This window comes from Streptomyces sp. NPDC058195, from assembly GCF_042883525.1.
Taxonomy (GTDB): Bacteria; Actinomycetota; Actinomycetes; order Streptomycetales; family Streptomycetaceae; genus Streptomyces.
Window position 1 is genome coordinate 99,523 of the sequence record NZ_JBHVVM010000001.1, and the last position, 22,844, is coordinate 122,366.

Below are 22,844 nucleotides of genomic sequence, written 5' to 3' on the forward strand. Positions count from 1 at the left end.
CCTTGACATCTTCTGACGATGGGCGTCTTCCATCAGCCTCAGCTTCCGCCAGGGCCTCATAAAGATCTGAACGAGGCTCTGCACGACCTGCATCTCCGGGCCGGCTGCCCGAGCAGCCGCGCTATCGCACAGGCGATCAGCGCCGGGGACTTTCCCCTCACCGCCAGCCACGAGCGGGTCCGCATGGCGTTCTCCGCACCGCATCTCCCCGCCTGGCCACTGGTGGAAGCCCTCTGCGGAGTGCTGGCGCCCCTGGCAGGCAGCACCCCTCCCAGGGAGGTGAACCTGGTCCGCGGCCTTTGGCAGGACTCTCGCCGCCCCGCCCGGTCCCGGCCGGTGCCGGTGATTCCCGCCTCTGAGCCCTCGGCTCCATGGCTCACACCTGCGCCCCGCTCAACAGCCGAAACGCCCTCCTTCGGCGTCGATGTCGTGCGGGCCGTCAGGGAGCAGCTCAGAGAGGCCCTCCTCCTCAAAGACACCAGCCCTCTGGAGCTGGCCCCGGAGGCAGAAGTGCCCGATTCCGCGGGCGTCTACGAACTGTTCCACCACGGCAGGTCCGTCTTCGTAGGCCGGGCGGAACGTAGTGTGCGCAGCCGGATTCATCAGGCTCACAGGAAACTGAGCGGCCGAAAGGGCATCTCCGTCCACGACGTCGCTTATCGCTTCGTCCCCATGGATGCGTCACTGGCCGACCTTTCCCCCGAACGCATGATCATCCACGCCGATGATCACCCCTGGAACCAGAACGGCTTCGGATCAAAGGACCTCGGACGCCAACGCGATAGAACTGAATTGACATCCAGGCATTTCGATCTCCAGTACCCGATCGATCTCGACTGGGCAATCCAGTACGACATCGTGGAGGAATCCCTCCCACAGTTCCTGCGAGCGATCCGGGATGCACTGCCCTACATGTTCCGGTACGGGAAAACCTCTCCGAACGGAACGGTAGAGAATTTACGAATCGCCAGCCGAACTCCCGCGAGGGAAATTTTCTCGGCTCTCGCCGAAGGACCTCTTGCCGGATGGCAGATCACGGCTAAGCCGGGATACGTCATCGCCTATGAGGAGAGGCGCGCATATCCGCAGACCCTGGCCGTCTTCCGCCAGTAGCCCAGGCCACTGGCGCGGGTTCGATTTCCCACTCACGGGCACGGCTTTCGCCTCGGTCCGGTCACGGGCGAGGAGCGGCTCCCGGCGTTGGAGGCGGACCTGGGCGTGGGGCTGCCCGCGCCGTGCCGGAGTTCCCGCTCCATTCGGGGAGGAGGCCGCAGCCGACCCGGCGCGGTGTTCCTCCAGCGAGCGGGGAGGCGGCCATGCGCCGCTGATGGTGAGGACGGGTCCGCACCAAGGCGGCGGACGGGAGGGTCCGAGGCCGCAGGCCCGATAGCTGATAGCTGATAGCTGAAAGCTGATGATTCCGCCGGGCGGCGATGACTTCCGGACTGGTCCCGCTCACGCCCCCACGCAGAACGCTCGGCCGGGACATTCCGGCCGAGCGTCTGATCGAGCTGCTGACAGCGGGCGCTTGACCAGCGGGTCGCTACGCCCTCTTGAATCCGTCACCGGGAGCGGGCCTGTACGTCCGGCGTGGCCTCCGGGCTGTCATCAGGTCAGATCGTCGGTGTGTCGTCGACGATCTCCTTGTGCGGTTCGACAATGAACTTCCAGCCCTCGCTGGGCTCCAGGAACCGCACTCGGGTCGGGTAGATGTCCAGGGCGCGACGGTCACGGTTCTGGCCGTTCGTGTTCTTCCGCGCCCGGGCCGGCTCCTCGTACAGGTCGACCTTGACGTCCGGCACCGCGACGACTTCCTCGCTCCAGCGCTGGACGACTCCCGCACCGAACGCGTCCCGCGCGGCGGTGTAGAGGGCGTCCAGGGACGCCTCGCTCCCGCTGGGCACGAAGAGGGCAAGGTTCAGGAGGACGCCGGCGCTCCGGAGAACCTCGATCTCCTCCCCCTTCTTGTCAGCAATCCAGATCCCGGCCTCTTCAGCGTTGTCCGGGAGGACGTGAATCTCCTCACCGAAAACCGTCCTCGCAGCGAAGGACCCTCCCTCGAAATTCTTGCCCGGCTCCGTGAGAAAAGCCGGGGCATAGCAGTCGAGAGGAAGGCCATCCGTCCCTGCCGAGACGAAGATTCCGTCCTGGGGGCCCAAGCCTGAAATCTCTTCGGCCGTAAGACGTCGAGCCGTAACCTTCTCGGTGTTCACGCCATTCCCCTTTTAATCGCGGCGTCCTGTGAATTCATTGAGACCCTACCACGAAAAAGATCACCCACTTCCCATTACGCAGGGCTTCGCGCCACCGAAGGAACGCGGCATCCATAGGGAAATGCGGGGCACCCGAGAAGCACCGCCTCACTTCGGCGCCGTTTGCGGCAGCGACGCAAGTCGCCGAGGCCAGGTCCGTCGGATATCCGACGCGACGGCCGAACGAGCCGAGAGGTTCCCCGTAATCCTCGACGGACCACACGAGCAGATTGCACATGTGAAGCATTCCGCTCAACATCCAGACAAAACGTCGAAATATGAGCACCGAGTGACAACTCGGATCGAATCAAAATGAAGCAGGCTTTCCCCTCTCAGTGACATACCGGCGATCGCGAACCACCCTGTGGAAGGTCCGCGATCGCGGAAGTCGGCAGCGGTCTCCGGCGCAGCGGCTCGCCCGCGACGCACCATGGGCGACGTTCACGGCCGAGAGGGCCAAGAGGGCCGAACGCGGCGGTCGCTCCGGCGACGGGCGCTCGCCCGGTCTCGCCGCCGACGCCGGTGACGGCCCCAGCGGTGACGAGGACGTTGCGGCCCTGGAGCGGGAGCGGCCCTGGAGCGGGAACCGGCGTTCCCCCCGCTGGCAGCGCCCGACCGCGAGGGGCCATCTCGCTCCCGTCTGTCCTGGATCGGGGGGTGCGTCGCCGATGGCCTGGGCGCGCCGCCGTCTTCGGCCCACGCGTTCGCCTTCCCGCACGGGCGGTTGCCCGGAAGGGGGCGGCGGACTGGCGGCCAGGGGGCACCTGCGAGCTGCCCGCGAGGAGGGCGCCCCGGGCCGCAGGCCGCAGGTTCCGGTGGGCCGCGGACAGACATCGCGGCCGATCGGCCTCCCCGCTCCCGAAAACGCTGCACTCGAGGTGAGTGAATACCTGTGTTGGCCGTCTCAGAATTTAACGGTCCTCGCCGGGAGAATTTTCACCTCAGCGCTCACGGAGAAATATGTGGCACGCACAAGCCTCTGCGACGTGCTACTGTCGAACCCAGTTGCAGTTTTGGTACCCAAAGACTTCAAGCGCCTCCAGACGGCCTCGATGCCGTAGGAAGCGTTTTGTATTTCCGGTCATTTTCCGGGCGGGCATCATCGCGGCGACACGGTTTCCGTACGGTACGGATTCCGGTGTACTGCCCAAAGGAGATATGACATGGCTACTGGCACCGTGAAGTGGTTCAACGCTGAAAAGGGTTTCGGCTTCATCGAGCAGGACGGTGGCGGCGCTGACGTGTTCGCCCACTTCTCGAACATCGCCGCCCAGGGCTTCCGCGAGCTGCAGGAAGGCCAGAAGGTCAGCTTCGATATCGCGCAGGGCCAGAAGGGCCCGACGGCCGAGAACATCGTCACCGTCTGACGCTGACACGCATGTCGTAGCTGGGGCCCGCATCCCTCGGGGTGCGGGCCCCAGCTGCACGCATTTCCGCAGCTTTTCTGTCTGCTGGAACACAGATTGAGGAACACAGCCTCCCCGGATCCGCACCCGGATCCGCACCCGCGGCTGTCCCCGGAGCCGCACCCGGCGGAGCACCGGATTCCCTTTCGCACGCCACCCCTCCCCTTTTCGCTTACGTCGACACGAATTCACCGTGGCCACGTTCGCATTCCATTCGGTCCGTGCCTGTGATTCCCGCGCTGCTCTTACGCTGCGGAATTCCTTGATACGTGCCGTATCAAGGAAGGTTCTGCATGAATCCCACACGCACGAACGGCCGTTCCTCCCGCGCCCGCCGCGACGGCGGCCGCGGGTACGGCTCCCCTGCCGATTCGGTTCGGGGCACTCGCTTCGGCCCGTCCGCCCCCAGCCGCTCGACGGGCCAGAGCCGCTCGACGGGCCAGAGCCGCTCGGGCGGCCGTCGGCCCGTCGCGGTACAGGGAGAGTTCGCCCTGCCGAAGACGATCACTCCGGCTCTGCCCGCGGTCGAGGTGTTCAGTGACCTCGACATGCCGGGGAGCCTGCTGGCCACGCTCACCGCGCAGGACGTGGCCACGCCGTTTCCGATCCAGGGTGCGACGCTGCCGAACTCTCTGGCGGGCCGTGACGTCCTGGGCCGCGGCCGGACCGGCTCCGGCAAGACGCTCGCCTTCGGCCTGGCCCTGCTGGCCCGCACCGCCGGGCAGCGCGCCGAGCCCCGTCAGCCGTTGGCCCTGGTCCTGGTTCCCACCCGGGAGCTCGCTCAGCAGGTCACCGATGCCCTCACCCCTTACGCCCGCGCCGTGAGGCTGCGCCTGGCCACCGTCGTCGGCGGGATGTCGATCGGCCGGCAGGCGCACGCGCTGCGGGGCGGCGCCGAAGTCGTCGTGGCCACCCCCGGCCGTCTCAAGGACCTCATCGACCGCGGTGACTGCCGGCTGAACCAGGTCGCCATCACGGTCCTGGACGAGGCCGACCAGATGGCCGACATGGGCTTCATGCCCCAGGTCACCGCGCTCCTGGACCAGGTCCGCCCCGAGGGCCAGCGCATGCTGTTCTCCGCGACCCTGGACCGTAACGTCGACCTCCTGGTCCGTCGCTACCTCACCGACCCCGTCGTCCACTCCGTGGACCCCTCCAAGGGTGCGGTCACCACGATGGAGCACCACGTCCTGCACGTGCACGGTGCCGACAAGCACCGGCTGACGACGGAGATCGCCGCGCGCGACGGCCGGGTGATCATGTTCCTGGACACCAAGCACGCCGTGGACCGCCTCACCCAGGACCTCCTCGCCAGCGGTGTCCGTGCGGCCGCCCTGCACGGCGGCAAGTCGCAGCCGCAGCGCACCCGTACCCTCGCCCAGTTCAAGTCCGGGCATGTCACCGTCCTGGTCGCGACGAACGTGGCGGCGCGCGGCATTCACGTCGACCACCTCGATCTCGTCGTGAACGTGGACCCGCCGACCGACCACAAGGACTACCTCCACCGCGGCGGCCGTACCGCGCGGGCCGGCGAGTCCGGCAGGGTCGTCACACTGGTCACCAGCAACCAGCGCCGCGACATGACGCGCCTCATGGCCGCCGCCGGTATCGTGCCCCGGACGACCCAGGTCCGTTCCGGCGAGGAAGCACTCAGCCGGATCACCGGTGCCCGGACCCCCTCCGGCATCCCCGTGACGATCACCGCACCGGAACCCGAGCGACGCAAGCGCGGTACGGCCTCCCGCGGTCGGCGCAGCCCCGCCGCGGCTGCCCGGCGCATGAACGGTCGGCAGCCCGCCTACGACGCGGCGGCCTGAGCACCGCGTGGTCCGGAAGCCGTCCCGGCCGCGCGGGAGGCTCGCGGTGACGCCGGTCCGGACGCGGCCCCGCCCGGCGGAACCCGCCGCCGTGTCCAGGGCGGTGCCCGCCGCCCTGGACACGGCCGGGCCGCAGGTCCGCCACAGCATGACCGCCGAGGTGCCCCCGTCCGGCATGGCCAGCCCCAGGACCGGCCATCCGAGGATCTGCGACAATGACGGCCTGCACACCGGGCTGGTCCCCCAGATCCAGCTCACCACCGTCCGCGACAGCCCCGCCTCCACCGACCGGCTCCAGCTGCGCGACATCCCCGGCGACCGCGGACCGCACACCTCGCCCGCCGTCATGCCGACCGAGCACGCCACGCACCACCGCCGATTCGCCACCCCGTCCGCCGTGAACGAACAGGACAGCGCCCCGGGCGTCCCCGCCCTGGTCCTCTGAACCGTCCCGCCACGGCGGAGCAATCCCCCTGCTCCACTCCCTGTGACCCATGTGAGGCATCGTGCGCTGTGTTATCGCCCGTTTCCCGTTCGAGCTCACCAAGAGCGGCGTCCTGGACTCCATGAAGGGCGTCAAGCCCGAGGAGGTCGTCGGTGAGTCCGTGACCATCGGCCGCCGCGTCTACCCCGTGAAGCAGGTGGGCCAGGTCGTCACCGGCCAGGACCGCCGCGACTTCAGCGCCGACGAAGTCCTCCGGGCCATGACGAAGCTCGGGTTCACCTGCCACGGCCTCCCCCAGGCCGCCGCGCCCACCCGCGCGCTCAGCCCGCTCCAGCGCGCCTCCGCGACGCTCGGTGCCGCGGAGCCGTCCGACCATCTGACCATCTGACCGTCTGGCTCATGGGAAGCGCGAGCTGACACCCGAACAGCCAAGAGGGCCCGACCGGCACACGCCGGCCGGGCCCTTTCGCGTGGTGGCGCGTCGCTGCGCGGCGCGTCGTCGGTGAACGTGCCCGCGAGCCCCCACAGGGCGGGCGCGACGCCGGTGCCCGGCAGAAGCCTCGGTCCCCGCACTCCCAGCAGTCGGGCCAGGTTCCGCGGACACAGAACGCCGGTGCGGTATCAAAACCGGCAGGTGGTGTAGTAGTTCCTTCGGGGCCCTGGTGCCGTACGGCACCAGGGCCCCTCCATGCGGTCCACAAGAGAGGTGCAAGTGACAGCAGACGACTCGTACGGCCGTCTTGACGACGACGACTACCCCGCCTACACGATGGGCCGGGCCGCCGAGATGCTCGGCACCACCCAGGGCTTCCTCCGCGCCATCGGCGAGGCCCGTCTGATCACCCCCCTGCGCTCGGAGGGCGGCCACCGCCGCTACTCCCGCTACCAGCTGCGCATCGCCGCCCGCGCCCGCGAACTCGTCGACCAGGGCACGCCCATCGAGGCCGCCTGCCGCATCGTCGTCCTGGAGGACCAGCTCGAAGAGGCGCAACGCATCAACGCCGAGTACCGACGCGCCGCCGGATCGGCAGAGCCTCCGACCGGGAAATGAGGCGGTGCGCGCCCGCCGGACACCACCGGACAACGGCGGATACCGGCGGGCACCGTCCACAGAGACAGGCGATTGCTCTGGTGACGGAGGGTGCGGACGTGTAGCGTCCCGGTAAGTGTCGTGGTTCGGAAGTTCCCTCGCCCACCCCATCGGTGTGGGCGTTTTGCTGTGCTGTGCCGCAGGAACCAGGGCGGATCACCTCCGTCTTCCGCATGGAGCGGAAGACGTCAATCGACTGGAAGGCATGAGACATGGCTACGGGAACTGTGAAGTGGTTCAACGCGGAGAAGGGCTTCGGCTTCATCGCTCAGGACGGTGGCGGCCCGGACGTCTTCGCCCACTACTCGGCGATCAACTCGACGGGCTTCCGCGAGCTCCAGGAGGGCCAGGCCGTGACGTTCGACGTCACGCAGGGCCAGAAGGGCCCCCAGGCGGAGAACATCAACCCCGCCTGACCCTCCCCGCTCCGCCAGCGTGACCAGGACTCTCTGGAGCGGGCCGCCGACCATGGCGGCCCCGCACCGTGACCGGGTTGCCGCGGGCGCGTTCGGGCCCTGATCATTTCGCCCCGCCGGAGATCTGTCCGGCGGGGCGAAGTGCTGCCGGGCGGGAGGTACGGGCGCGGGCTCCACGACCGGCCGCTCATCCGGTCCGCGGGTCGCGCACCGGCGGACTGCTATAGTCCGCCCACTTGCCTGGGGGGCTGTCCGTCATCGCTGCCGCGCGTCCGTGACCTGCGGTTCAGCGGCGCACGCACGAGTCTCTCCCCCGCCTTCGCCTACCGCCCCGGAGAGGTCCTGCATGGGCAGACGCACGCTCGTACGAAGCGCCACCGCCGCCACTGTCTCCGTCACGCTCGCCCTCGGGCTCGGCCCGCTCGCGGCCGGAAGCGCGTACGGGAAGACGGTCACCGGAGAGGTGGTCGTCCCGGCCGCCATGGCCGCGACGCCCCGGACGGGGCTGCTGAGCGCGGGGCCCTCGGGGTTCCTCCGGTACGAGGAGGGCCGCGGCCAGCTGTGGACGACGTACGACGGTGCCGACACGGTCGTCGACGCCTCGGGCACCGACGCGTACGGCGTCACGAGTGCCGGTGCGGGCTCGGACGTCGTCGCCCGCCACGACGGCTCCGCCCGGACCGTGACGTTGCGGAACATGACCTCCGGTCAGGTCGACACGGTCGCGCTTCCCGACGGGCACGCGTACTTCAGCACCCTCGGGTCGACGGTCGTCACGACGGCGGGAACCCCGGGCACCGACTCCGTGTGGCATCTGCTGGATGTCCGGGCCGACGGTTCCGTCACCGACCGCACGGTGGAGGGCGTTCCCTCCGGCGTGCACCTGTGGTCCGCCGCGGGGCTGGGCGACGCCCGCGGGCAGATCGTGCGCTACCGGAAGGGCGACGACGAGGTCACCGGGTGGCTCGACGTCGAGCGGGGACGCTTCACCGCTCTGCCGTACACCGTGCAGTCGTGGTACTACCTGGTCGCGCTCAGCGCCACCCACCTGGTGTGGTTCTACGACGGCACCCTGCACGTCGCGTCCCGCCAGAACCCGGCCGCCACCGTGCGGACCGTCCCGGTCGGCGACATCGCGCAGGTACTGGGCCTGGTCGGGGACACCGTCGTCGTGTCCCGCTACGACTCCTCCCTGGGCCGCTACGACAACGACCGCGCGGTCGCGCGGGTGGAAGCCGTGCCCCTCGACGGCTCCGCGCCGCGGACGCTGCTGGCCAGGACCTCCCGGCAGGCCATGCCGACTCCTGACGGCGGGCTGCTGGTCGCGGGCGGCGCCGACCCGGACCACTGGGGCGTCTCCCTCATCGAGGCCGCCGCGGGCGGCGGGGTCGGCGTGCGCCGGATCGCGGACGCGTACCCCCGGCAGACCGCCCGCACGGTCACTCAGCTGACGCTCGCCCAGGGACGGCTGACCACCGTGGAGCAGGATCCCGTCGGTGACTGGACGTATCTCCACACCCGCGAGACCGGTGTGGCCGACTCCCCCACGGCGGGAGCGCGCACCACCCGCGGCCGTATCGTGCCGGAGAACTACGCGGGGGGCCGCCCGCGTCTCATCGACACCGGCGACGGCCGGACGGTCATCTCCGGTTCCGGCACCAGCGCCGCCCAGCAGCCCCAGCTCCTGGACTCCGCCCGGTCGCTGCCCGGCACCCGGATCGACAGCTCCCGCAGCTACCTGACCGCGGGCGCCGCCAACGGCCGCTTCGCCGCCCTGGCCGGGCCGCACGACAGCACCGGCACGGCGGAGACCCGGATCGTCGACCTCGACTCCAAGCGCACGGTGTACACGACGACGGACACCGTGCGGGCGCTGTGGGGCACCACCCTGTGGATGATGTCGGGCAAGGACAGCGTGGTCCCCGTCGACCTGCTGACAGGCAAGCGGGGCGATCCGGTGTGGTTCGGACGCGGCTGCCTGCTGAACGACTTCCAGGCGGTCGGCCGGTGGCTGCTGTGGAACTGCGTGCTCGACTCGGAGGGCCAGGGCGTCTACGACACCGTCACCAAGCGGAATCTGACCCTCGTCTCCGGCTCCGGCTGGGAGCAGGCGCAGCTCGGTGACGGCTTCGTCGCGACGGTCGAGGACGGCCGGCTGAAGGTGATCGACGTCCGCGACGGGACGCCCGTCTCGCACACCGCCGGGACGTTCGAGGGGAACGCCTGGGACGTCGACCCGTACACGGGCGTGATCGCCCAGCTCCGCTCCGACCACTCCATCCGTCTGACCTCCAGCGATGTCCCGGTCTCCGCCCTCGTCCAGCGCGACGCCACCGTCGCCGCCTCGTTCGACGCCAAGGGCGGCGCCGCGCAGTGGGGCCCGAAGTGGTGGCTGAACAAGCCTGCGGCGTCCTGGAAGCTCGTGATCAGCAACAGGGCCGGTACGGCGGTGCGCACGCTCTCGGGCGGTCTGGCCCGCGGTGTGGTGGCCCCGGTCTGGAATGGCAAGGACGGCTCCGGCCGGCTGGTGCCCAACGGCTCCTACACCTGGAAGATGACCGCCGCCCCCGCGGACGGCCAGGGGGCGGCGCTGACGAGGACGGGCACGGTCAAGGTGACCGGCGCCGCCGCGGCCCTCCGCGACTTCGTCGGATCGGACGGCTTCGGCGAGCTGCTGACCCTGAACGGCTCGGGCGGGCTGACGTACCAGTACGGGGCGGGGAAGGGGACGTTCACCGGGAAGCGGACCGGCTCCACATGGCCGACCACGGTGAAGGCGGTGCCCTTCGGCGACCTGAGCGGTGACCGGTGCAACGACGTGCTCGTGCGTTTCAGCAGCGGCACGCTGCGCGCCTACCGGCCCTCGTGCACGGCGGCGGTGACGCCCTCCACCGCGTACACCTCGCTGGGGACGGGCTGGAACCAGTACAACGTGCTGACCTCGCCCGGGGACATCAGCGGTGACGGCCGGGCCGACCTGATCGCCCGCCAGTCCTCGACCGGCGACGTGTACCTCTACAAGGCGACGAGCACGGGCAAGCTCTCCTCCAGGGTGAAAATCGCGTCCAAGTGGACGGGATACAAGAAGATCGTGGGCGCGGGTGACCTCAACGGCGATGGCTACGGCGACCTGCTGGCGCAGGACAAGTCGAACGAGCTGTGGCGCTACAACGGGACCGCGGCCGGCACGTTCAAGAGCCGTGTGAAGGTCTTCGACAACTGGGGCTCGTCGTACAACGTGGTCGTGGGCGTCGGCGACATCACCGGCGACGGCAGGGCCGACCTCGTCTCCCGCGACACCTCGGGCACCGTCTGGCGCAACAACGGCAACGGCAAGGGCTCCTTCGGCGGCCGGACGAAGGCCGCCAGCGGCTGGCAGGGGTACAAGGGCCTGTTCTGACCCGGCCTCGTCGTCGCACCGCAGGCCCGGACGAGGTGATCCGTCCGGGCCCGTCGCCCGCCGCGTGTCCGTCCGGGGAGGGCCACTGGGCGTGGGCGTGCCCGGGACCTGGCGTTCGTCGGCTTCTCCTCCACCGGCGCACGCCAGGTGCTGCCGCGACCGCGGCGGGCGTTCCGGCGGGGCGGGCCGCGCCAGGGATGCACGAAGCACCGCACCCAGGGACCTATGGCATTGATCACAGCGAAAGTGCGGACGAGGAACACAACTGCGCCCTTTTGCCTTTTCTGTCGGTCAGGGTTCTGTGATACCGGCAGGAATAGGTGAAGAACTCGTAGTGGCCGATCGTTGGCACGGCCATACGATCCCCTCAAGTCGCGTCTGCGTGCCCCCTCCCGCTGCGACCCCTTCTTTCTTTCCGGACGCCGAAGGGCCCTTGTGAAGATTCGCCCGATCCTTGCCACAGCCGTTGCCGCCGCAGTGACCATGCCTGCGCTCCTGCTGTCGGTCACCCCCGCGTTCGCCGACGGCAAGCCGGCGGCACAGACGCAGGACAAAAAGCAGAACAAGCCGTCCATCGCGGAGCTGGAAAAGGCCGCCGCCGCCGCGAAGGCGACGTACGACGACGCCGTGAAGACCGAGAGTGCCGCCAGGGAGGCCCTGAAGGCCCTCCTGTCCGACACCAGTCCTCTGGCCGTGGCCGCCAAGGCCGCCGAGACCGCTGCGGCCGAGGCCGCCACCGCGAAGCTGGCCGCCGACCAGGCGGTCATCGACGCCCAGGCCGTGCTCGACGCCCTCCCCGAGACGGCCACCGAGGAGGAGCGGGCCGCCGCCGAGACCGGGCTCACCGAAGCGAAGGCCGACGCCCAGACCGCCAAGGAGACCAAGGCCGCCGCCGATGCCGCGGTGGTGGAAGCCCTGGACGCGCGGGACGACGAGCGGGTCGCCGCCGCCCGGAAGCTCGACCAGGCGCAGAAGGCCACCAAGGCGGCCCTCGCCGACAAGACCGCCGCCGACAAGGCGCTGGCCGAGGCGAAGGAGGAGGGCGAGGACGGTGAGGACTGCGTCCCGGAGGCCAAGCTCACCACGGTCGTCACGGGCCTGCCGTCCACCGTCGTCGCCGGCACGAAGGTCGACTTCAAGCTCCGGGTGACCAACGGCACCGACAAGACGATGGACGAGGTGCTTCCGTTCGCCTACGTCCACGCGACCGACCGGAGCGGTCTCAAGAGCATCGACAAACTGGTGCGCCTCCAGTGGTCCTCCCCCTCGTCCTCGAAGTGGAAGACCGTCGACAACGAGCACTACATGGACGCCATCAGCCCGCTGAAGGCCGGTGCCCACGCCGACATCAAGATGCGCCTCACGATCGACGCCTCGGCCCCCGCGGGCAACGGCGTCACCTTCGTCGCCGGTGACTACTTCAACGACAACGGCACCTGCGGCGGAAACCCGGACCTTGAGGGCTACGAGTTCCTGATCGCCGCCGCGGGCAGCAAGCCCGGCAAGGTCGACGACGCCAAGCCCGGTGCCACCAAGCCGAAGGGCTCGGACGTCAGGACACAGAGCGGCTCGTCCCGTGCGGTGAGCGGCAGTCTCGCCGCCACGGGCTCGCCCTCCGCGATGCCGCAGCTCGCCCTCGCGAGCGGCGCGGCCATGGCGATGGGCGGGGGCGCGATGTTCCTCGTACGCCGCCGCAGGGCTGGTTCCCCCGCCTGACGCACGGGGTGGGGTGCCGACCGGGCACCTCACCCACACCTGACGCGTGGGGTGGGGTGCCGACCGGCGCCCCGCCCCACGCGTCGGCCGTCCGACGGTCCAGCCGTCCGACGGCCCGAGAACGAACGGTCCGAGAACGAACGGTCCGAGAACGAACGGCTCCAGGCCCGGTTCAGCGGCCTGAGACCGCGTTGTGCCCTGGCCCCGCCGGTGACGCCTTCCCCGCCCCCCGCGCTCCTCGACGGCCGGGCCCACAACCCCGTGCACCGCTTCCCGGCGGCACCGCGGCCCGTTCCGGGTCCGCACGCCCACCGGGCCGTGGGCGGGTCACAGAGCGCGCAGGGCGCGGCCGACGGTCCTGGAGGCGGCGAGGGGCCGGAGCGCGAGGCGTACCAGGGTGAGCGGGTTGTCGTCGCCTGCGATGCGGTTGGCGCTGAGCTCGCCGCAGGAGACGCACTGGTGGATGACCGTCCACTCGCCGTCGGCGCGGACGGACATGCCCAGGGCCTCCATCCGGCCACGGCAGTCCGCGTCGCGGTCGCCCGGAATCTTCCGGTCGACGTGCAGGCTCGCCAGACAGTTGGGGCAGTGGTTGCGGTGCGTGGTGCCAGGGGCGTCCAGGGACACGTCGAGCCGGCAGGAGACGCACCGGAAGTCGTTGGCCCGGTGCCCGCCTTGGCTGTGCAGGATGTCCTTGTACCGCTGCGGGCGCCGCCGCCCGCGACCGCTCCGGTTGTTGCGCGACATGGCGGTGTTCCTTTCCTTCCGGGCGGTCAGAGGGTTCCGAACGCTTCGAGTGGAAAGGGCGGTTGGGCCAGCGGGCGGACCGCGATGCGCATCAGGATGAGCTGGTTGTCGTCGACGCACACCGGGTTGGAGGTGAGCTCGTCGCAGCGGACACAGCGGTGGATCAGCATCCAGTCACCGGTGCGGAGCACGGCGATGGCGATCGGGGACATCCGGCCCCCGCAGTCGGCCGGTCCGCCCTCGACGTGGTCGAGGACGTGCCGGGAGTGCAGGCAGGAGGGGCAGTGATTGCGTGATGCCCCGTCAGCGGCCTGCGCGGACACGGTCAGCCCGCACGACGCGCAGGCGAAGGTGCTGAGGCTGGAGGTGCTGGTGCGGTTGGTGGTGTGGTTGGACACCCGGTGCTCCTTGCTGGGAAGTCGGTCAAGACAGCAAGAGCAGGCCGAATGGCCTCGTCGGAGAGCAGCCCGACAGCCCCGTAGGGCGGCGGACAGGCAGGGGCACCACAGGAAACGCCCGGCGACCGCCCGGAGAAAACGGCGGCGGAAGACGACGGACGGTTACGCGGTGCGGCGAGGCGCACTCGGCGCGGGCCGGGACATCAAACTCCCTATTCCAGGGCATACGTGCCCATAACAAACCAGAACGACCCGCTCAGCTAACAGGACCTCTCGCGGGAGCGTCAACGCATTATTCGGCGCCCCCGGCTCACGGCGCATGTCCCCGGGCTCACGGCGCATGTCCCCGGGCCCGCGCCGTCGTCCACGCCGCCCGTGGCGCCGTTGCCGCGTACCCGTCACACCTCGCCGGGGAGTGCCCGTCCCGCCCGCCGTCCCGCTCCGGGGGCGTCCAAGGGCTGTCCCGTAAGCTCGCGGGCATGGCGCTGTCCGTGAGTGACGTGGACCGGTTCGAGGCGGCCAGGCCCCGCCTGGAGGCCCTCGCCTACCGGCTGCTCGGCTCCGCGAGCGAGGCGGAGGACGCCGTGCAGGAGACGTTCCTGCGCTGGCAGGCGGCCGATGCCGGACGGATCGAGGTGCCTGAGGCCTGGCTGACGAAGGTCCTCACCCACTGGTGTCTCAACCTGCTCACTTCGGCACGCGCCCGGCGCGAGACGTACGTGGGGAGGTGGCTCCCCGAACCGCTGCTCGCCGGAGACCCGATGCTCGGTCCGGCCGAAACGGCCGAGCAGCGCGAGTCCGTGTCGTACGCCGTCCTCGTCCTGCTGGAGCGCCTGTCACCCAACGAGCGCGCGGTGTACGTGCTGCGGGAGGCGTTCGGCCACCCGCACCGGGAGATCGCCAGGATCCTGGACATCTCCGAGGCCGCGAGCCAGCAGATCTACCACCGGGCCAAGAAGCACATCGCCGACGGCAACACCCGCACCGAGGTCGGCGAAGCCGCCGCCCTGCGCATCGCCGAGGAGTTCCTGGCCGCGGCGGCCAGTGGCCGCACCGAACCCCTCGTCCGCCTGCTCACCCAGGAAGCCGTCGCGGTCAGCGACGGCGGCGGCAAGGTCCCGGCCCGCGCGAAGGGGTTCGAGGGCACGCTCGCCGTCGCCAGGTTCCTGCGCGGCCTGTTCAAGCCCAGCAAGGCCAAGCGGGCCCTCGTCGGCGGCACACCCGAGATCTACGCCTCGACCGCCAACGGCGAACCCGCCGTCGTCATGGTCGTCGACGGCCGGGTCGCCGGTATCGCCTGTCTGGAGATCGGCCCGGAGGGCATCGCGGCGGTCCGCAGCCAGGCCAACCCCGACAAGCTCGTCCGCGCGACCGCGCGGTGGGCCGCCGCGGATCACGAGGAGGGCCCGCTCCACACCCTCTGACGAGGTGTGACGCGGGTCTCATCCCCGTCCTGTCAGGAAACGGGGCGCTGTCCGGTTCAAGAGGCGACACCACGCCGGACAACGGCGGACCCCGCCCAGACAGGAGCACGGACATGCAGCACCGCATCGTCGTCCTCGGAGCCGGTTACACCGGTGCCGTCGCCGCAGGCCGTCTCGCCAGGCGGCTGCGCCGCGAGGACGTCACCCTCACCCTGGTCAACGCCGAACCCGACTTCGTCGAGCGCGTCCGGCTGCACCAGCTCGCGGTCGGCCAGGACCTCAGCCCCCGGCCGCTCGGCGAGATGTTCGCGGGCACGGGCGTGGAGCTGAGGCTCGCCGAGGTCACCGCCGTGCACGTGGACCGCAGGACGGTGACGGTCGCCGCCCCGCACGGCTCCGGGCAGGAGGAACTGGCGTACGACACGCTGGTCTACGCCCTCGGCAGCGGCTGGAACGACGGGGGCGTCCCCGGCGCCGCCGAGCACACCCACGAGATCTCCAGCCGACCCGGCGCCCTCCGCCTCCGCGACCGCCTGGCCGCCCTGGAGCCCGGCCGGTCCGTGGTCGTGGTCGGCGGCGGCCTGACCGGGCTGGAGGCGGTGACCGAGATCGCCGAGGCCCGCCCGGACCTCGACGTCGCCCTGACCGCCCGCGGCGCCCTCGGCGACTGGCTCTCGGCGAAGGGGCGCGCCCACCTGCGCAAGGTGGTGGACAAGCTGGGCGTCACGGTCCACGAACACACTCCGGTCGACGCCGTGGAGGCGGACCGGGTCATGACCGCCGACGGCCGGTGCCTTCCCGCCGCGGTCACCGTCTGGACCACCGGATTCGCCGTCCACCCCCTCGCGCGCGCCACCGCTCTGGAGCTCACCGACCGCGGTCAGATCGTGGTCGACAGCACGATGCGCTCGGTCTCCCACCCGGAGGTGTACGCCGTGGGCGACGCGGCGATGGCGATCGGCCCCCACGGCAGGCCCTTGCGCATGTCCTGCGCCTCGGGCACCCCCATGGCCTGGCAGGCCGCCGACGCCATCGCCGCCCGGCTCACCGGCGTCAAGGTCCCCCACCTCTCCATCCGCTACTTCCAGCAGTGCGTCTCCCTCGGCCGCAAGGAGGGTCTGATCCAGTTCGTCACCGCCGACGACCAGGCGGTCGACCGCGCCCTGACCGGCCGTCTCGCCGCCCGCTACAAGGAACTGGTCTGCAAGGGCGCGGCCTGGGGCGTCGGCAGGCCGACCCTGGGCATGCCGGCACGGCGGCGCCGTGTCGTACGACGGGAGAGCCGGGACCTCACGCGGGCGCGTACTGGGGCCTGACCCCGCCGCCGTCCCGCACGGGCCGTCCGTCCCGAGCGCGGCCACCGCCGCCCCCTCCGGCCACCGCCGTCCGGCAGATCGGCTCACCCCTGCTGGACGGCGTGACCGGCCGCCGTCAGGCGAAGGCGGTCCTCAGCGCGGACCAGGCGATCTTGGGGTCCGCCAGGCCGTGGTACATCGTCGGGATCTCCTTGTCGACGCCGAAGTGGTGGTAGACGGCGAGCATGGCCGCGCGGACCGAGTACTCGACGGTGAACACGACGCCCTCGGGGATCTCGACGAACTGGCCGAGGAAGGCGAAGTTCTCGGCGCCGTCCGGAACGACGCGGGGGCGGTCGGCCACGACGCGGCGCTGGAACTGGGCGTCGATGTACGGCATCTGGACGGTGGTGACCTTGGTGGTGGCGCGGACCTCGTCGGCGATGTCGTCGAAGCCGAGGTGTCCGAGGAGCTCGTCGAGGATCTCGGCGCCCGTGCAGTCGTCCATCTTCTTCGGCACGTGGTCCCCGGGGACGTCCCCGAACAGCGCGTATCCCCACAGGGTGTACGTGTCCTTCTCCTGGTCCCGGAAGTGCGGCTGGGCGGGCACGACGACCGACAGCAGCCAGCGCGAGTCCTTCCAGGTCATCAGGGCGCCCTCACCGGGCACGTTGCCGGTGTACTCCTGGATGCGGTCCAGGAGGGTGCGGCCGGTCATGGTGAGGGTGAAGGACTCCCACTTCGTCTCGTCGATGTTGCCGCAGAAGGCGGTCGGGCGCCCGAAGTCCGGCGCCTTCTTGGCGATCGACTCCCACAGCCGCCAGGAGCCGTCGCGCTTGTCCCGGATCAGCTCGGGGACGGTGGTGCGGTCACCGTAGGTGGCGTCGGCGGTCATCGACCCGATGGTCAGGAACGCGTAGTCGTCCTCGCCCAGCTCGATCGTCCCGGCTTCGGCGCCGTCCCGCTCCAGGTGCAGCCGGGTGATCCGGCGCGCGGCGGGGCCGGAGAACTCCGCGTCGGCGACGGTCACGCCGAATTCGGTGCGGACGCCCTGGGCGGTCAGCCATTCCTGGACCGGCCGGATGACGGAGTCGTACTGGTTGTACTTGCTGCGCCGCACCCCGGACAGGGTGTGAATACGGTCGAACTCCTGTACGAAAGCGAGGAAGTACCGCTTCAGCTCGATCGCCGAGTGCCAGGTCTGGAAGGCGAAGGTCGTGCGCCACATGCACCAGAAGTTGGTGGTGAAGAAGTGCGGCTGGAAGAAGTCGTCGATGCGGCGGGCCCCGATGAGCCGTTCGGGTAGTGCGAGCAGCCGGGTCATGTCGGCGCGGTCGCGGGTGTCCAGACCGAGCCGGGAGGCGTCGGCGATGGTGCGGTCGCCGTTGATGATCCGGGCTTTGGCGTTCGTGGGGTGCTCGATGTTGAAGGCGAGCATCTCCTGCCGCACCGAGACCGCCGGGTCGTCCAGGGTCGGGATCGTCTCCAGGAGGTTCCACAGGCACACGTAGTGCTCTTCCTCGAACATCCGTCCACCCCGGGTGACGTACCCGCCCTCGGCCGTGGGCGCGGGCGCGCCGTCCATCGAGCCGCCGACGATCGGCAGCTGCTCCAGGATGTGCACGTTCTCCCCCGGGACTCCCGCGTCCCGTACGAGGAAGGCCGCCGCGGCGAGCGAGGCGATGCCGCCGCCGACCAGGTAGACCGTGGAGTTCTTCGATGCCGGCACGGGCGGGCCTCCGGTACGTCGTGGTGCGCGGTGGGTACGGGGTGCGTCGGTTCCGGTCAGCGGCACCGACGCCATGAGCGCACGCTCACGAGCCTGCCCCGGATGCGCGTCCGCCGCGATCGGAGGCCCGCGCGATCGCCACCGCCGTACCCCTTCTTGCCGCCCTTCTCGCAGCCGTCCGCACTGTCCTCGGTGACGGTGTACGTGTACGCGGTCTTCGGTCCGGCCCGGTACGGGCCGCTGGAGGTGACGCGTATCTCCAGGGTCACGCGGGGCGTCCCTACGGGAAGGGGCAGCTCGGTCTCCGGAGCGGTGACCGTGTGGATACCGGTGGGACGCGGGCGTACGGCAGCGCACGGCACACCACGGGAGCCCCGCGCGATGAAACCCGCCCCTCACACCCGGGGATGGGCACTCCTGGCGGGCACACGGGGGGCGGCGGGCGGCCCGTTCCGCGGGCAAGTCCGCCTTCGGCCGGGCGCCTTGGGCCGCACCCTGAACGGGCGGTTCGCGCGCGGACCGGTGCCGGGCGATTGCGGCGCAAGCGGACGTTTTCATGCGGTACGGTGATCACGTCATCACGCTCCGTGTACCCATGTGCACACGGAGCGGCCCCCGGGGGTGTTACAGCACCGGTCCGAGGGCCTTCAACCGCGAGTGGAAGAAGGTCCACTGGGATGCTTTGGCATGTTATCTCGCCCTCCCGGCGCTTCACGAAGGCTTCGAACGATGTCGTGCGGCATCTGCGTCTGAACAGTGACGCGAAGATCCTCCTCCTGTACGTACAAGGGCTCCCCGAACAAGATGCCGACAAGGCGCTCAGCGAGCACGCCAAGAAGCTGGGGATCACCGGCCGGGCCTATCAGCGGGCCAAGGGGCAGCTGATCCAGCTCGGATTCGTGCACGAGTGGAAACGGCAGGGCGACCGGGGCTTCTGGGTGACCGACCAGCTCTTCGCCAACGTGCCGCTGACGGCCGAAGAGGCCGTCGCCCTGCGGGACGAACGGGTGGGGGCCGTGGTGCGCGCCGTCGATCCGGGTGCGCAGTCGCCGGCCGTCGGTGAGCCGGGCGCCCCGGTGGCCGGTGGCTATGGACCGGTAGACGAAGAACTGGGGGAGAACTACTCCCACCCACCCTCCCAAGCGCCTGCGGACACCCCCGAGGTCGTGGAGGGCGAGCGGTTGCTGCTCTCCTTGCGGCATGCGCATCCGCAGCTGCACCTCGGGGTCCGGGAGGCCCGTGGGCTGGCCGAGACCGCGGCGGAGTGGCTGCGGCGGGGCGTGAGCGGGGGCGATCTGCGGCGGACGCTGACCAGCGAGCTGCCCCGGGAGGGCGTACGGTCCGCCGTCGGATTCCTGCGGCACCGGCTCGTCCAGAAGCTTCCGGCCCCGCCCCTCGCCCCGGCGCCAGCCGTCGCGCCGCCGCCAGTACGGGAGTTCGTCCTCTGCGAGGCGGCGGGCGCGGGCGAGGAACACGTGTTCCGGCCGGTCGGGGACGAGACGGTGTGCGGACCGTGCGACCGGGAGGCACGCGCGGCCTACTGGGCGCGCGAGCGCGAGAGGGCGAGGAACGAGCCCCCGCCGCTGCCGTGGCGGGAGCGGTTCGCGGCGGAGAACGGCCGCGCCCCGGACGCGGGGGTGGGGGCGGGGTCGTAGGCTCGCGGCCACGGAGCCACGGAAGGGGCACGCGATGGCGGACTTTCGGGAGCTGAAGTTCAAGGCGGTCACCGCACTTCAGCGCAACGTCGTCAACCCGCTGGCCAGACGGTCGAAGGCGCAGACCCTGCTGGAGACCACGGGCCGCAGCTCCGGCCGCCCTCGCCGGACGCCGGTCGGCGGCCGGAAGGCGGGACGGGAGTTCTGGCTGGTCTCGGAGTACGGCACGAAGTCGCAGTACGTCCAGAACATCCTGGCCGATCCCCGGGTCCGGGTGCGGATCGCCGGGCGCTGGTACACCGGCACGGCGCACCCGTTGCCGGACGACGACGCCCGCGCCCGGCTGCGTACCCTGCCGCGCTACAACAGCGCCGTCGTCAGGGCGGTCGGTACGCAGTTGCTGACGGTGCGGGTCGATCTGGCGGACTGAGAGCGTCCGGCATGAAGTCCGGCATGAAGTCCGGTGCCGCTGACCGCGGGTGAGGGGCCGGTCCCGCACCCGCCCCGGCGGCCGTGCGGCCGTGCGGCCGGTGGGCAACCATTCCCGCGGCCCGATGGTCATGTCTGTGCCCGCCTGCCGGGCGGGCATCGTCAGCTCCGCCTCGGGCCGTTCCCGAGGCCAGGGACCATGGGAAACGCTTATGCATCACCGCACCACCGTGGCAGGACTCGCCGGGGCCCTCGCCCTGACCGCGCTCACGGTCCCGGCCGCCGGGGCGGATGAGTTCTCGGGCGACATCAGGATCACGAAGGTGGTCGTCAACGGCGGGAAGGACATCGTCCTGGGGACCACGGACGTGAAGACGTTCAGCATCGCGGTGACCGCCACGGACGACTCGGGCATCGAGACCGGCAAGACCTTCCCGGTCATGTGGCACACGCTCCTCGCGAACGGCGACGCCCTCGGTCTCGTGACGCCCGCGGACATCGCGGGCACGTGCGTGGTCCAGAGCTTCACCACGACCACCTGCACCTACACGATGAAGATGAACCCGCGCGTCCACCCCCACGACAACACCACCGCCGGAACCTGGACGGTGAGTGCCCACGCCCTGGCCAACGACGGTGACTACTACACCAGGAACTCCGCCGCGAAGGCGAAGGTGCTGCGCAGCTCCAGGCTGACGGTCAACGCCTCGCCCGAACCCGTGAAGAAGAACCGGACGGTCACCGTCACGGGCGCCCTGACCCGCGCCAACTGGGTGACCTACACGTACGGGGGGTACGCCAGGCAGCCGGTGAAGCTCCAGTTCAGGAAGAAGGGCACCAGCACCTACAAGACCCTCAAGACCGTCACGACGGACAGCAGGGGCAGCCTGCGGACGACGACGAAGACCACGGCGGACGGCTACTTCCGCTACTCCTTCGCGGGGACGCCCACCACCCCGGCGGTCGCCGCCGCGGGGGACTACGTCGACGTGAGGTGACCCCCAGGGGCCTTCGGCCGGGTCTTCCCGGACCTCCGCACCCATGAGGCCGCCCGCGCTGGCCCCGGCCCGTACGCGTGTGCCCGGACGGGTCGGCTTCCGTCCGGGCACACGGTGCGGGTGGTGCGGTGGCCGCCGCGTCAGTCGGTGATCTCTATGGGGGTCTCGGCGGCCGGAGCCGTGGCCGGGGCCTCGGGCTTCTTGCCGGACTTGGACTGGAGGTTCTGGAGCAGGGCGGCGAGGTCGACTCCGGTGGTGGAGCTGAGGAGTTCCATGCCCTGGGCGACGTTGTCCGTGACCGTACGGGACAGCTGGCTGGCGCCGTCCGTGGAGATCACGGTCATCTTGTCGACCGCGCTCAGCGGCTCGGACGCCTTGGCGACGACCTGCGGCAGCACCTCGACGAGCATCTGGAGCACGGCCGCGTCGCCGTACCGCTCGAAGGCGTCGGCCTTCTTGTGCATGGCGTCGGCCTCGGCGGCACCCCTGGCCGCGATGGCGGCGGCCTCCGCCTCGCCCTCGATGCGGACCGCGTCGGCCAGCGCCGAGCGGTGCAGCTTCTCGCCCTGACCGGTCAGCCGGGCTCGCTCGGCGTCCGCTTCGGCCTCCTTGACCTGGGCGATCCGGCGGGCCTCGGCCTCCTGCTCGGCCTGGTAGCGGGCGGCGTCGGCGGGCTTGCGGACCTTGGTGTCGAGCTCGCGGTCGGTCAGGGCGGCCTGGCGCTCGGCGACCTTCTCCTGCTCGGCGAGGACTTCCTGCTGCCGGGCCGCCTCGGCGAGCGGACCGGCCGCGTTGGCCTTGGCCGACGCGGCTTCCGTCTCGGCCTTGATCTCGGCCTGCTTGAGGTAGAAGGTCCGCTCGGCGATGGCGATCTCCTCGGCAGCCTTCAGCCGGGCCTGCTCGGAGGCGCGCGTGGCGTTCGCCTCGGCGATGTCCGCCTCCTGCTTGGCGCGGGCGGCCTCGGGGCGGCCGAGGTCCTCCAGGTAGGAGCCCTCGGTGGTGATGTCCTGGATCTGGAAGGCGTCCAGGATCAGGCCCTGGCCGGAGAGGCTGGCCTCCGCCTCCTCCGCGACCTGGCCCGCGAACGCGGCGCGGTCGCGGATGATGTCCTCGACCGACATCCGGCCGACGATGGCGCGCAGGGCGCCCGAGAGCACTTCCTGGGTGAAGCCGACGATGCCGTCCTGCTGCTGGAGGAAGCGCTGGGCGGCGGCGCGGATCGCTTCCTCGCTGCCGCCGACCTTGACGATCGCGACACCTTCGAGGTTGGACTTCACCCCGCGCAGGGTCACGGCACCGCGCACCGCGATCGGGATGTGCCGGCTGGAGAGGTCCAGGGTGAACTTCTGCTGGACGAACGGGACGACGAAGACGCCACCGCCGACCACGACCTTCTGGCCGCTGTTGTCGATGCTGGTCCGGCCGGTCACCGGGTCCGTCGACTTCTTGCCGCGGCGGCCGGTGATGATGAACGCCTCGCTGGGCCCGGCGACCTTGTAGCGGGTGATGACGACGAGGGCGAGCAGCACGAGGAGTACGACGACTCCGGCTACCGCGGTCACGACTGGGCTCATGAGGTGTCCCCCCTGCCGCCTCTCGGGGCGGCAGCTAGGTTTCGGGCAGTGCG

20 protein-coding genes are annotated in these 22,844 nt (G+C 70.6%); 14 read left to right on the top strand and 6 right to left on the bottom strand.

The genetic code is table 11. From position 1 onward, the window contains the following. Positions 1-18: 18 nt before the first annotated feature. Complete coding sequence (locus ACFVWY_RS00460) at positions 19-1,113, top strand: hypothetical protein (RefSeq protein WP_389865584.1); 1,095 nt, start codon at positions 19-21, stop codon at positions 1,111-1,113. Positions 1,114-1,613: 500 nt separating this feature from the next. Here the strand turns inward: ACFVWY_RS00460 and ACFVWY_RS00465 are convergent, their stop codons facing one another. Continuing rightward, entirely contained in the window at positions 1,614-2,213 is a 600-nt protein-coding gene (locus ACFVWY_RS00465) for a hypothetical protein (RefSeq protein WP_389865586.1), read from the bottom strand. A gap of 1,202 nt (positions 2,214-3,415) precedes the next feature. On the opposite strand from ACFVWY_RS00465, the gene ACFVWY_RS00470 reads away from it, so the two are divergent. The 8 genes from ACFVWY_RS00470 to ACFVWY_RS00505 all read left to right on the top strand — a co-directional run bounded on the left by ACFVWY_RS00470 (position 3,416) and on the right by ACFVWY_RS00505 (position 12,542). Then, positions 3,416-3,619 carry a cold-shock protein gene (locus tag ACFVWY_RS00470; protein WP_389865589.1) on the top strand — a complete coding sequence of 68 codons (204 nt, stop codon included), beginning with the start codon at positions 3,416-3,418 and terminating at the stop codon, positions 3,617-3,619. Between the two features lie 332 nt (positions 3,620-3,951). Continuing rightward, a complete protein-coding gene (locus ACFVWY_RS00475; RefSeq protein WP_389865592.1) occupies positions 3,952-5,475 on the top strand; it encodes a DEAD/DEAH box helicase in 1,524 nt (507 codons plus the stop codon). Between the two features lie 91 nt (positions 5,476-5,566). Continuing rightward, positions 5,567-5,920, top strand: coding sequence for a CBS domain-containing protein (locus ACFVWY_RS00480; RefSeq protein ID WP_389865594.1), 354 nt, complete (start codon positions 5,567-5,569; stop codon positions 5,918-5,920). A gap of 61 nt (positions 5,921-5,981) precedes the next feature. Then, positions 5,982-6,308 (top strand): SCO5918 family protein, encoded by a 327-nt coding sequence (locus ACFVWY_RS00485; protein ID WP_389865597.1) that lies wholly within the window; start codon positions 5,982-5,984, stop codon positions 6,306-6,308. Positions 6,309-6,632: 324 nt separating this feature from the next. Then, positions 6,633-6,971, top strand: a complete 339-nt coding sequence (locus tag ACFVWY_RS00490; protein WP_389865600.1) for a MerR family transcriptional regulator — start codon at positions 6,633-6,635, stop codon at positions 6,969-6,971. Positions 6,972-7,222: 251 nt separating this feature from the next. After that, a complete protein-coding gene (locus ACFVWY_RS00495; RefSeq protein ID WP_123545149.1) occupies positions 7,223-7,426 on the top strand; it encodes a cold-shock protein in 204 nt (67 codons plus the stop codon). Positions 7,427-7,772: 346 nt separating this feature from the next. After that, a complete protein-coding gene (locus ACFVWY_RS00500) occupies positions 7,773-10,826 on the top strand; it encodes an FG-GAP-like repeat-containing protein (protein WP_389865603.1) in 3,054 nt (1,017 codons plus the stop codon). A gap of 435 nt (positions 10,827-11,261) precedes the next feature. Continuing rightward, positions 11,262-12,542: a peptidase gene (locus tag ACFVWY_RS00505; RefSeq protein ID WP_389865605.1), complete on the top strand. Its 1,281-nt coding sequence runs from the start codon at positions 11,262-11,264 to the stop codon at positions 12,540-12,542. 327 nt (positions 12,543-12,869) lie between these two features. Here ACFVWY_RS00505 and ACFVWY_RS00510 read toward each other — a convergent pair whose 3' ends face one another. Both ACFVWY_RS00510 and ACFVWY_RS00515 read right to left on the bottom strand, forming a co-directional pair. After that, complete coding sequence (locus tag ACFVWY_RS00510) at positions 12,870-13,289, bottom strand: RNHCP domain-containing protein (RefSeq protein WP_389865607.1); 420 nt, start codon at positions 13,287-13,289, stop codon at positions 12,870-12,872. Between the two features lie 26 nt (positions 13,290-13,315). Continuing rightward, positions 13,316-13,687, bottom strand: a complete 372-nt coding sequence (locus tag ACFVWY_RS00515) for an RNHCP domain-containing protein (RefSeq protein ID WP_389865610.1) — start codon at positions 13,685-13,687, stop codon at positions 13,316-13,318. A 479-nt stretch (positions 13,688-14,166) separates the two neighbouring features. On the opposite strand from ACFVWY_RS00515, the gene sigJ reads away from it, so the two are divergent. Next, a complete protein-coding gene (sigJ, locus tag ACFVWY_RS00520; protein WP_389865613.1) occupies positions 14,167-15,111 on the top strand; it encodes an RNA polymerase sigma factor SigJ in 945 nt (314 codons plus the stop codon). 113 nt (positions 15,112-15,224) lie between these two features. Next, positions 15,225-16,427: an NAD(P)/FAD-dependent oxidoreductase gene (locus ACFVWY_RS00525; RefSeq protein WP_389865614.1), complete on the top strand. Its 1,203-nt coding sequence runs from the start codon at positions 15,225-15,227 to the stop codon at positions 16,425-16,427. A gap of 115 nt (positions 16,428-16,542) precedes the next feature. Here the strand turns inward: ACFVWY_RS00525 and ACFVWY_RS00530 are convergent, their stop codons facing one another. Further along, on the bottom strand, positions 16,543-18,135 hold the full coding sequence (locus tag ACFVWY_RS00530; RefSeq protein WP_389865616.1) for an oleate hydratase: 1,593 nt from the start codon (positions 18,133-18,135) through the stop codon (positions 16,543-16,545). A 56-nt stretch (positions 18,136-18,191) separates the two neighbouring features. Continuing rightward, positions 18,192-18,404, bottom strand: a complete 213-nt coding sequence (locus ACFVWY_RS00535) for a hypothetical protein (RefSeq protein ID WP_389865618.1) — start codon at positions 18,402-18,404, stop codon at positions 18,192-18,194. Between the two features lie 408 nt (positions 18,405-18,812). Between ACFVWY_RS00535 and ACFVWY_RS00540 the strand changes: the two genes are divergently transcribed. The 3 genes from ACFVWY_RS00540 (at position 18,813) to ACFVWY_RS00550 (ending at position 21,217) form a co-directional block, all read left to right on the top strand. Next, positions 18,813-19,790 (top strand): hypothetical protein, encoded by a 978-nt coding sequence (locus ACFVWY_RS00540; RefSeq protein WP_389865619.1) that lies wholly within the window; start codon positions 18,813-18,815, stop codon positions 19,788-19,790. 34 nt (positions 19,791-19,824) lie between these two features. Further along, positions 19,825-20,220: a nitroreductase/quinone reductase family protein gene (locus ACFVWY_RS00545; RefSeq protein WP_389865622.1), complete on the top strand. Its 396-nt coding sequence runs from the start codon at positions 19,825-19,827 to the stop codon at positions 20,218-20,220. 211 nt (positions 20,221-20,431) lie between these two features. Then, on the top strand, positions 20,432-21,217 hold the full coding sequence (locus ACFVWY_RS00550) for a DUF5707 domain-containing protein (RefSeq protein ID WP_389865623.1): 786 nt from the start codon (positions 20,432-20,434) through the stop codon (positions 21,215-21,217). 140 nt (positions 21,218-21,357) lie between these two features. Here ACFVWY_RS00550 and ACFVWY_RS00555 read toward each other — a convergent pair whose 3' ends face one another. Beyond that, positions 21,358-22,791, bottom strand: a complete 1,434-nt coding sequence (locus ACFVWY_RS00555) for a flotillin family protein (protein ID WP_389865625.1) — start codon at positions 22,789-22,791, stop codon at positions 21,358-21,360. Positions 22,792-22,844 lie beyond the last annotated feature (53 nt).